The sequence below is a fragment of the Deltaproteobacteria bacterium genome (genome assembly GCA_016219225.1).
Classification (GTDB): Bacteria; Desulfobacterota; RBG-13-43-22; order RBG-13-43-22; family RBG-13-43-22; genus RBG-13-43-22.
The window spans coordinates 1-10,873 of record JACRBX010000196.1 but is presented as its reverse complement, the minus strand read 5'-3'; the positions used below and the strand labels follow the sequence as shown (position 1 = coordinate 10,873).

Sequence of the window (10,873 nt, the reverse complement as noted above, 5' to 3'; positions counted from 1 at the left end):
CAAAAACTGGTCCGGCAAATTAGAGCCCGAAAGAAAGCCGGGTCGTTGTCGAGGATCATTAAAGAAAAATGTCGAGAAGCCGGAGTTAATGAAATTGAGCTAAAATCTGGGAGCCGCCGAAAGGCCGTGTCGGAACTTCGATGAAGGCTCTGTTTTTATTTATATCGGGAACTGGGACTCCCTATGGCTGAGATCGCTCGCCAGGTTGGGGTTGGGACAACTGGGGTGGCTATGGCAATTAAAGCGATGGAAGCAGCTACTAAAACTGAATGAAATGAACAACGTCCCCGTCGCACACAATAATGTCCAAGCGGACGTAGATTCTGAGGTCTTGAGTCTCTGCGTGTACCCTTCTCGAGAGAAAAGGACGATAAAGATATATGCTCAATTTCGATCTTTGTGGCCGATTGCGTTGCTATCATGGATCATCTTTTTGGCGGCATTGGGGGACTTTTGGTCCAACCAGAAACGAAAAAGCAGATAACCAGCTAGTGCACCTGACGCGGAAGAATATCGGGCTAAATCCGTTGAGGTTTTCGGGCATCCCTCTTCCCGTCCGCCGCGCAGGTGACTATCACGTTGGGAAATATAGAGCAAGTCAAGATGCAGGAACTATCGTTTCTCTCTCAGATCAGCCTATAGGTGTTGTTGGTCTTGTATGGGTTATTTGCCCTGCTCCTTTGGGTCCTGCAATTCAAATGTGGTTTTCCAGGCCACGACGATCTTGGGTGGATGCTCCGGAGTCGATCCCCTTCGTCAATAGGCGCTGGTCTTAATTTTCCCGTTCCGTTCAAGATCCTTCAAGACAAAGCGCAGTTCACCATAAGATACGTCCTGGCCCAGAGCCGCTCTGGCCGGGGTTAACCCCGGATCGGGGCTGCTTTGGAAATAGGCGGCGATGCGGGCTGCCTTTCCCGGTTCCACCAGACGGTCGAGGTCCAGTGCCCCGGTGCCGACGAAATGGGCCAGGTGGCCTTCGATGGTCGATAAGGCCAGCCCCCGTATTTCGGCCACTTCTGCCGGGCTCCGGCCCTCGAGAAAAAGGCGCAGGGATTCCTCTCTGGTTTTTGGTTTATCTTTTTTGGGGACGTCAGGTCTGTCGCTGTCATCCCCTTGAACCGTTTGGGACAGGGGCAGTTTGTGCTTCAGACCGTATTGGGCCACCATTTGTAAAATTTCCGCCCCGAAGGTTTTGCCTTTCTTGCCTTTCAGTCCTTTGATGAGGCATAGTTCTCCCTTCGTGGCCGGCAGTCTGTCGGAAATTTCGGCCAGGGCCGTGTTGTGGAGCACCCAGAAGGCCGGCTGGCCGGTTTCTTCGGCCTTGCCTTTGCGCCATTGTTTGAGGGTCTGGTAAAGTTCCGGGTGGCTGAGGGTTCCACCATCTCCCCCCTTTTCTTTTTGCAAACGCACCGGTTTAGCTGCCGGCTCCTGGAACAGGGACAGGGCGCGGACCTTTAGATAATCGGCGAAGACGATGCCCGATCTGCAGGCATTGAGGCGGTACAGCTTCACCGCCCCTTCTTTGAGCGCCGTATCGAGGGCTTTTTGTAAGGATTTACGCACTTCGCGGTTGTCGGTTTCAATCGTGACGGTCGAAAGGGGCTTGACTACCAGCGATTCTATTTTTCCGGTAAAATAGACCGCCGCCTTGCTTATTCTTTCCTGGAGCGGCCGGCAGGTTTCAAGATCAGCGGGTTCTCCGGTGATTTGCTGCCGTTGGACGGCAAACTTGTCCGCGATCCCGGTTAGCTCGGCCTTGACGGCTTCCAGGATAGGGCCGAAAAATGAGGGGGTAGCACCGGTCAATATGTTTTTGTGGGCGTTGGCCAGGTTTAAACAGCCAACCAGCGAATGCAAGAGGGCCGAAAAGTCGAACAGTTCATCCAGGAGAACCACCTGGTATTCCCGTTTGGCCTCATCGAGCTGGCTTTGATCCGGGGTGTTTTTTTCGATGTCCCGGGTAAACTCCCCTACGACGGCGCTGCTTTTGATGCTGCGGCTTTCGATGGGGGTACTGAGCACCAGCCCCTCGAGGGTGCGGCAGCGGCTCAGGGCCACATAGACCTGGCCGTCTGCAAAGGCTGAGCGGGCATCGATGACGGCCTTGTCAAAAGTCAGCCCCTGGCTTTTATGAATGGTGATCGCCCAGGCCAGCTTTAAGGGGAACTGGATGAATTTCCCGGATTCGCTTTCTTCAATCTCCCGGGTTGTTTCATTCAGGGTGTATTTGATGTTTTTCCATTCGGCCTCTTCGACGCTGATCGGCCCGGGATCTCCGGGACACTCGACCACCAGCCCCTCTTTGGTGATGCCCTTCAGCCGGCCGATTTTACCGTTGAAAAAAAGCTTTTCAGGGGAAGGGTCGTTTTTGACGAACATCACCTGGGCCCCGGGCTTGAGCACCAGTTCGGAGGCCGTTGGAAAGGCGTAGGGGGGGAATTCACCCTCTATCCGGGCTTCGAATTTTTTCTCCCGGCCGGGCAGGGCGGCCAGCCGGGTTTCGTTGATTTGTTGGGCCTGAAAATTGTGGGTGGTCAGGGTAATGGTGCCTTCAGGAGTTTCCCGGGAAAGCGCTGCATTATACCGTTTGTTCAAGGCCGTCAGGTCAGCCTCCGCCATCCGGTTTTCCCTGACTTTGGCCAGCAGGTCGATGAAACGGGAGTCGCTTTGCCGGTAAATGTGCTTCAGTTCGATGCTGACAAACCGGGTCTGACTCAGGGCCTGGCTGCTGAAAAAAAACATGGTCCGGTAATGGTCGCGCAGGATCTCCCATTCGTCGTTTTTGACCACCGGCGCCAATTGTTGCAGATCACCGATCATCAACAGTTGCACTCCTCCAAAAGGACGGCTGTTTCCGCGGAAGCGTTGCAGGACAGCGTCGATGCCATCGAGCAGGTCGGCCCGGACCATACTGATCTCATCGATAACCAGCAGATCGAGGCTGCGGATGATGTCGATCTTTTGCCGGTTGAAGCGGTATTGGCTGCCAGGCCGGCCGCCCCCAGGTTCCATATCAGGCAAAAGGGGTCCGAAAGGCAGTTGGAAGAAGGAGTGGATAGTGACCCCGCCGGCATTAATGGCGGCCACTCCCGTCGGCGCCACTACGATCATCCGTTTGGGCGACTGCATTTTCAGGTTATGTAAAAAGGTGGTCTTGCCGGTGCCGGCCTTCCCGGTAAGAAATACATTCTGACCGGTGTACTGCACATAGTCGAAGGCCAGTTGAAGCTCTGGGTTGTCGAGGGAATCTGTCATGGGAGTCAAAAAATTTATCGGGGTTTAATTTTTTTTGGCACGGATTTCACAGATAAACACGGTTAAGTTAAGAAAGGGATTGGCAATGTTGCCAATCCCTTGCCTTAAAATGCAGAGGCTGTTTTTGATGCATTCGTAAACAATCCAGAAGATCTCATTTTCGTCATTCCCGTGGAAACGGGAATCCAGTCCCGCCAAAGGCGGGATTAATAAGTTATGAGGAGCCTGGATTCCCGCCTGCGCTCCGAACTTATTTTCGCATTAATTTCTTTCGCCGAACGCCGAACACTGAACGACGAACGTTATTTTCTTATTAAATATCCAACTTCTTCATGGCCTCCACCAGCCCCTTGACCGCCTCGGCGGATTTTTTCAAGGCGGCATCTTCTTCAGGGGTCAGTTTGATCTGGATGACTTCTTCGATGCCCCCCTGGCCTAATTTTACCGGAACGCCGATAAACAAATCCTTGATCCCGTACTCCCCGGTCAGGTAGGCGGCGCAGGGCAGGATTTTTTTCTTGTCTTTCAGAATGGCTTCGGCCATTTCACAGGCGGCTGAGGCCGGCGCGTAATAGGCACTGCCCGTCTTGAGCAGGCTGACGATCTCGGCCCCCCCTTCACGGGTACGCTTGACCAGACGTTCAATGGTCGCCGGGTCCATTAATTCGGTTATCGGGATCCCGGCCACGGTGGAAAAACGGGGCAGGGGGACCATGGTATCGCCATGCCCGCCGAGGACAAAGGCGTGGGTATTTTCCACGGAGACATTAAGTTCCCGGGCGATAAAGGTCCGGAAACGGGCCGAATCCAGGACCCCGGCCATACCCAGGACCCTGTTTCCGGGGAAGCCGCTGGCTTCCAGGGCCACATGGCACATGGCATCCAGCGGGTTGCTGACGATGATCAATACGGCCTGGGGGGAAAACCGGGCGGCCTGGCCGACCACGGATTTCATGATCCGGGCATTGGTGGCCAAAAGGTCGTCCCGGCTCATGCCCGGTTTCCTGGGAATGCCGGAGGTAATAATGATGACATCAGAGTCTTTGGTGGCCTCATAGTCATTAGCCCCCGCCACCTTGGCATCATGTTTTTCAATGGGGGCGGCCTCCGAAAGATCGAGGGCCTTTCCCATGGGCACGCCTTCTAAAATATCCACCAGGACCACGTCGGCCAATTCCTTTTCGGCGATGCGCTGGGCCGCGGTGGCCCCGACGTTGCCGGCTCCGATTACGGAAATTTTTTGTTTCATCGATTTTTCTCCTTTTTTAAGATCTGATTATTCTACGGTAATATTCCTTTGATCCAATTAATTCCACCCTTCGGCATCTATCTTCGCCCATTTTATTTGGATTTTTTGCCGTTTTTTATCTTTGGAGGCTTCTTCAAAAGCTGAAGTCAGGGCTTGTGTGTCTTTCCGGCAGATAATTACTTCCTGGCTTAGGGTAAGGTTGACTCGAATCAGTTCCATTGGTGTGTCTCTATTGCTGTATTGGGTTACAATATAATAGGGCCTACCGGAGAGTTCAAGCAAAATAACTTACAAAAAAATCAAACTCAAAACCGGCAGGTAGGTAATCAGTAAGAGGGTAATCAGAAGAATGACGATAAAAGGGATGGAGGCCCGGTAAAGGTCGAGCACCGGCCGTTCAAAGCGGATACTGGATACAAAAAGGTTGATGCCCACCGGAGGCAGGGAGGCTCCGATCTCCAGGTTGGTCAATAAAATGATACCCAGATGGACGGGATGGAGGTCGTAAGCCTGGGCCACGGGCACGATCAAAGGGACCAGAACGATCAGGGCCGGAAACATACCCAAAAAGCAACCGGCCCCCAGGAGAAACAGGTTCAACCAGAGTAGAAAGGTCAACGGACTCTGGACATGGGTTTTTAAAAAATCCAGGACCTTCATGGGGATCTCTTCGTTGATCAGGGTATTGGTCAGTCCGAAGGAGACCCCAAGGATAATCAGGATGCCGCCGACCAGGATGGAACTTTTTAAGATGACGGGGAAAAGCTCCCGGATCTTGATATCCCGATAGACCCCGACTTCAATGATCAGAACATAGAGGACGGTCAGGACCGCTGCCTCGCTGATGGCCACAATCCCGGTATAAATGCCGCCCAGAACCACAAAGGGCAGGGGGACCTCCCAGATCGATTGTCCCAGGGCCTTCCCGACTTCCTGAAAGGTGAATCTTGGCCTGTCCACCTTGGCCCGGTGGCCCTTCCAGGCGCTGAAAAGGGCTAAAAGGAAGACCATAACCAAGCCGGGCAGGATCCCGGCCAGGAACAATTGATCAATACTGACTTGGGCCACCACCCCATAGAGGATCAGGGGCAAGCTGGGGGGAAAAAGCAAACCCAAGGTACCCGAGGTGGTTAAGAGCCCCAGCGAAAATTTTTCCGGATACCTCTGCATCTTCAAGGCCGGAAACAGAAGCCCGCCCAGGGCGACGATGGTCAGTCCGGTAGCCCCGGTCAGGGCGGTAAAAATGGCCGAGGCGATTAAGGCGATTATAGCCAATCCTCCCGGCATCCAACCCAGAAGGGCGTCGGATAGGCGGACCAGACGGTCCGGCGCCTTACTGGCGGCCAGGATATAGCCGGCCATGGCAAAGAGGGGAAGGGCCACCAGCATAGGGGTGTGGGCCAGCTTGTATAGCTCAATAATCATGGCTGCCAAATCTATCCCATTGGTGTAGAGAAAGATCAGGCCGCCGGCGGCAATGACGATAAATAAGGGGGTGCCCAGGAGGGCCAGGAGGATGGTTAATAGGGAGGAGAGAATGGCCATGAAGAACCTCTAATACGAATAATGAATATCGAACATCGAATTTCGAATCAAGAAGGGATTTGTTTCGACTTTCCTTCGACATTCAGCATTCGATATTCGATATTCGTTATTTTCATATTTCATGGTTGATGCCTATGTAAAAACTCGTCATTCCCGCGTAGAGCCTGTCCTCGAATGCCTTAATCGGGGACGGAAATCCAGACCATATGTAACAAATTGAAAACACTGGATTCCCGTTTTCACGGGAATGACGGAAATGGGCTCTCTCAGACTTTTTACGAGCTTGTCATTGTTGCCAGCCTTATGTCGAGATCAAGGCTTAACCTCTTTGTTAAAGGCCTCCCATGCCTTGCCAAGGAAACGAAGGCCTAATACCGTCAACATGACCGGCATGATGCATTGTGAGGCCCAAATGGGGATGCCGAGGGCCAGAATTTTTCCGGCTTGATATTCAAGTTGCACAAACTCGATGGCCGGCCGGACCAGGATGAAACAGACTGCCGCGGCGAAGAGATTGATAAAAATCCTTAACCAAATTCGGCTTCGGTCCCCCAAACGTCCGGAAAGAAGGTCAATGGAGATGTGCCGGTTTTCTCTGGTGGCCACCGAGGCCCCTAACAGGGCCACCCAGAGGACTATGTGGCGCAACAGGGGATCGATCCAGACCAGGCCGATGGAGATGACATTGCGGAAAAGGATCTGGAGGAATCCCAACAGGACCATGGACAGCAAAAAGAACACCAGCAGGATTTCTTCTGTTCGCTGGAGAAAAAAGAAAAACCTTTTCCTGGGAGAAGGAAGGGGGGGCATCAGTTTTCTTTACGTATGGTTTTTAAAAAGGTCTTGACCTCGGCCAGCGTTTTTTTGGAAAAGACATCTTCTCCCAGGGAATCCACCCCCTTCAGGCAAAGGATTTGCAGCTCCTTGACCTCTTTGGGTGCCAGGGTGACCGTTTTGATCCCCTGTTTGGTAAGAACCCCAAGGGCTTTTTGGTTTTCCTTACGGACATTTTCTTTGAGCAGGGCCAGATGTTTCCGGAAGGTTTCTTCAACTACGCTTTGTAAGGATTGGGGGATTTTTTCAAAAGCCCCTTTTTGTAGGATTACGGCCCCCACCGAATAAGAAAGAGGGACGTCGGTCAGGTAGGAAACCCTGGTGAACCATTGCATGGAAATAGCGGCCAGAGGGGAGGCGTAGACCGTATCAATCATCCCGGTCTGAAGGGAAACCAGGACATCCGGGATGCCCAGGGGTATGGCATTGACGCCCAATTCTTTAAAGACCGCCCGGCCCATGGCCGTATCCTCCCAGATCCAGACCTTTCCTTTTCTAAGCTCGGCAACATTCTTAATAGGATGTTTGGAAAGGAGATGAATAAAACCCGATTCCCCCCAGCCCATTACCTTATAGCCGTGTTCTAAGACACCCTTTTCATAGAAGCCCCCCATTTTGGTCATCAGGGCATCCACTTCATTATAATTGCCCAGCAGAAAAGGGATGGCCAGGATTTTTATATCCTTGAAGACCAGCCCCAGACCGCCGCCGGTAAAAAATCCGCCCTGAATCTGGTTGACCTTGATTTTACGCAGCATATCCTCTTCATCCCCCAGGACCCCCCCGGGGAAAATCCGGATACCCACTTGTTTTCCGGTCTTTTGTTCCAGTTCCTGGTTGATATCCCGGAAGGTTTTGACCCAGGTACTGCCTTCCGGGGCCAAAGTGCCTATTTTCAAGGTTACTTTTTCGGCGGAGACGGTAATGGGGAAAAGGGTGGACAAAAAAAACAGGGCCATCCCAAAAAAAGAAGTACGAAGTACGAAGTACGATGTACGATAAATCGTCCTTCGCCTTGGCAAAGCAAAGATCCCCTGTCCCATATTGATATTCCGCAGTCCGCAGTCCGCAATCCGCAATCCCATAGTTTCCCCCTTAAAATAAATCATCTACCTGGTCCAGCAATCTTTTGGCCTGTTGTTGCGCCAGGGTATTCATCAACGTCAGATCCGGCTCTATGTCCGCCGGTATGGAAAGCGTCTGATTAAGGGTGCTGATAAAAAGATCCCGATCCAGACTTTGCCGAGCATAATAGCGGGCAAAATAAACGGATGTCATCAGAAATTTTCCCTGTGAATAGGTTAAGGCTTGTTGGAAATGGGCCTTAGCCTTTTTCAAGTCTCCGCCGAATTGAGTCGGCCGGGCGGAAAGGAGGATCCCTTTGAAAAGATGGGGACCGCCGTAATAATAGCCGGGGTCCATTTGCAATACCCGGTCCATTATTGCTTCCACTTTAGGGAGATCGGCCATCCCCTCGACCGAATCCGGTCCCTGGACAATCCACGTCCCCCAGATACCGGCCACCCCGAAGAGCAAGGGGACATGGCTTTTTTCCGTATCCTTCAACCGTTCCTGAAAGAGATCGATGGGTTGATCAAGGCTCCCTTTGAACAGGGGGTTCAGCTCCAGGGCTTTTAAGGCATAAACTTTGGCCTTTTGAATCAGCGGAGCGGTTCGGGACGATTCATCATCTTCTAAAAGCGAAATGTAAGAGGCGTAGGCCTGGGCCCCGGCCAGGAGAAGATCGGGATTCTCCGGATAGTTCTGGATCATCCCATCGATCAGCATCAGGTAAGCAGGAAGCCCTTGCCGGACTAATGGGATATCCGATTGCCGGTTGGCGGAAAGAGAAACCCCCCGAAAAAGGCCGATGGCGTTTTCAGTGACTAATTGTCGGCTGGAAAAACAACCGGACAAAGATAAACTGAAGAGAAGGATTATAATGGGGAGCCTTAGGGGATGGTTGGAGAGGTTCATGGAGTTAGAAATTAGCACTGTCAAGGGATTCGGTCAAGAAAAAGAATCAGTTTACCCCCCTCTATTTTAATGACTGGGTCAAAAAATTCGAATTCAAGATTGCTTCGCAAAAAGGCCTGCTCAGTCCCACTCCTTCGGAGCGGTTCCCGGTTTGGCCCGGCGGAGAGACTCTGGCGGTATGGTGGACAACCCGGGAAAAAAGACTGACGAGAGGCTTATCCGGTAAGCCAAAATCCCGTCAGTTTTCTACTGTGGGAGCAGGTTTGAAACCTGCTCCTCTCAAAAATGTTTTTCTGAAAGCTGACCGCTGGCCGCTGATAGCTTTCATCCGGAAATATCATTTCCGGATGAGCAGCAGTTAATACCGTCTCTCGTATTTTTGCCCTTCACAAACCTCTTTAACATGGTCTCTTACCAGCCGGCCGTCTTCATAGATCCTTTCCCGGACTTTGCGGCACTTAGTCGATGGATCATAACTCTCGGGATCAGCCCGGTATCGTCCCCGGCCATCCTCGGTCCGGTATTCCACCGGGGCATTATGTCTGGATGCCTCATAGGCCCCCCGGTCCGAAATGTCCCCCAGGGTAGCCCCGAATACGGCTCCCAGGGCGGCACCGATTATCCCCCCCCTCCAGGGATTACTCCGGTCCAGCAGTGCCCCGGCAATTCCCCCGACCCCGGCGCCTGTCGCACCGCCCCTTTGGGCCCCGGTCTGGGGCCCATAGCAGGCTGCAATGACCAAAAACATAATCGCCATGAGGGCCAAAAGCCCTTTTTTTGCTGTTGTCATAATTCCTCCTTAAGAACGAATTGGATTATGCATTTATTATATTTATTGTGTTCCTGTAAATAAATAGGGTGAAGACCGTATTTTTGAGAAAGGAAATCAGGCAAAATACAGTCCAACGATCATAAAAATACAGTTTATCCTGGATTTATTTTTTTTATTTTTGTCCTTAAATTAGACTTGTTCGTGAAAAGTGAAGGCCCTGTAAAAAACAGAGGGAGAAAATTTTAAATAAAAAGGAGGAAATGTTATGACCATGCCATTAATTAAAATTAAAACAGGAAGGCGACCGTCGTGGATGACCCCCTGGGGGGAAGAAGGCCTGGGTGATGCCTGGTCGGACCGACTCTGGCGGGAATGGCCAAGATTTCTGGGAGAAGAGTGGGTCCCGTCATTTAATTTTTACGAAAAGGAAGGAAATTATTATTTAAACGCCGAAATCCCCGGTGTGGATAAGGAGAACATTTCAATAACTATTGATAATAATGTACTCACCATCAGCGGCAAAAAAGAAACCAAAAAAGAGGAAGAAGGGGCCAACTATTATTTAAAAGAGTCCACCTATGGTTCTTTTTCGCGGAGTCTTCGGCTGCCCGGCGAAGTCGAAGAGGGAAAAATCCAGGCCAATTTCAAAGATGGGGTACTCAGCTTGACGTTGCCGCAGAAGAAAACCCCCGAAGCCAAACAGATTAAGATTGAGACCAAATAGCCTACTACTACAGCGTATTTTTTTACTAATGCGTTCACTTAACCGTCATTCCGGCAGGCCTTAAGCCGGAATCCAGGGACTTTGGTTTTCTCATTTTCTTGAAAAAACTGGATTCCCGATAAAGACATTCGGGAATGACGGGAAAACTGTCGCTGTAGTACTACCCGATCATTCTTAAATAAAAAAGCAGGCGGTCCAAAGAATGGGCGGCCTGCTTTTTTTCTCCCAAAGCCTTGACACTTCGACCATCCGGTTATATCCTCATAAAAATTTCTGTTGCAAGAAACCCAATACTTTTCGATCTTAAGTCCTCCTGAAAAATATTAAAAAAAAGAGGATCGATAGAATGAAAACAACCATAGAAATGCTGGCTTTTCCATTTTTGATAACCCTCCTGAGCCTGGGGGTTTTCTTTTTTACCCGTAGTGTGGCCCTCCGTTTTCTTTTGCGCTGGATCGACAGCACTTCTAAAATGGGTGAGATTGTATTTTTATCCCTTAAAACCCCTTCTTTTTAT

General features: G+C 51.2%; 10 protein-coding genes. 2 read left to right on the top strand and 8 right to left on the bottom strand.

Going from position 1 to position 10,873, the window contains the following annotated elements; genetic code table 11:
- Nucleotides 1-756 precede the first annotated feature (756 nt).
- The 8 genes from HY879_16895 to HY879_16860 form a co-directional block, all read right to left on the bottom strand.
- Entirely contained in the window at nucleotides 757-3,255 is a 2,499-nt protein-coding gene (locus HY879_16895; GenBank protein ID MBI5605018.1) for a helix-turn-helix domain-containing protein, read from the bottom strand.
- 313 nt (nucleotides 3,256-3,568) lie between these two features.
- Nucleotides 3,569-4,504 carry a malate dehydrogenase gene (mdh, locus tag HY879_16890; protein MBI5605017.1) on the bottom strand — a complete coding sequence of 312 codons (936 nt, stop codon included), beginning with the start codon at nucleotides 4,502-4,504 and terminating at the stop codon, nucleotides 3,569-3,571.
- Nucleotides 4,505-4,561: 57 nt separating this feature from the next.
- Nucleotides 4,562-4,723: a hypothetical protein gene (locus HY879_16885; protein ID MBI5605016.1), complete on the bottom strand. Its 162-nt coding sequence runs from the start codon at nucleotides 4,721-4,723 to the stop codon at nucleotides 4,562-4,564.
- 69 nt (nucleotides 4,724-4,792) lie between these two features.
- Nucleotides 4,793-6,049, bottom strand: a complete 1,257-nt coding sequence (locus HY879_16880) for a TRAP transporter large permease subunit (protein MBI5605015.1) — start codon at nucleotides 6,047-6,049, stop codon at nucleotides 4,793-4,795.
- Between the two features lie 312 nt (nucleotides 6,050-6,361).
- Nucleotides 6,362-6,859 (bottom strand): TRAP transporter small permease, encoded by a 498-nt coding sequence (locus HY879_16875; GenBank protein MBI5605014.1) that lies wholly within the window; start codon nucleotides 6,857-6,859, stop codon nucleotides 6,362-6,364.
- Complete coding sequence (gene dctP, locus HY879_16870; GenBank protein ID MBI5605013.1) at nucleotides 6,859-7,968, bottom strand: TRAP transporter substrate-binding protein DctP; 1,110 nt, start codon at nucleotides 7,966-7,968, stop codon at nucleotides 6,859-6,861. The genes HY879_16875 and dctP overlap by 1 nt, the downstream gene beginning before the upstream one ends.
- Before the next feature lie 10 nt (nucleotides 7,969-7,978).
- Nucleotides 7,979-8,878 carry a hypothetical protein gene (locus tag HY879_16865; protein MBI5605012.1) on the bottom strand — a complete coding sequence of 300 codons (900 nt, stop codon included), beginning with the start codon at nucleotides 8,876-8,878 and terminating at the stop codon, nucleotides 7,979-7,981.
- Between the two features lie 340 nt (nucleotides 8,879-9,218).
- Nucleotides 9,219-9,617 (bottom strand): glycine zipper 2TM domain-containing protein, encoded by a 399-nt coding sequence (locus HY879_16860; protein ID MBI5605011.1) that lies wholly within the window; start codon nucleotides 9,615-9,617, stop codon nucleotides 9,219-9,221.
- 280 nt (nucleotides 9,618-9,897) lie between these two features.
- Here HY879_16860 and HY879_16855 point away from each other — a divergent pair, with 280 nt between their 5' ends.
- Both HY879_16855 and HY879_16850 read left to right on the top strand, forming a co-directional pair.
- A complete protein-coding gene (locus HY879_16855) occupies nucleotides 9,898-10,356 on the top strand; it encodes an Hsp20/alpha crystallin family protein (GenBank protein ID MBI5605010.1) in 459 nt (152 codons plus the stop codon).
- 346 nt (nucleotides 10,357-10,702) lie between these two features.
- Nucleotides 10,703-10,873, top strand: a 171-nt coding sequence (locus tag HY879_16850) for a hypothetical protein (GenBank protein ID MBI5605009.1), incomplete at its 3' end; no start/stop codon positions are given.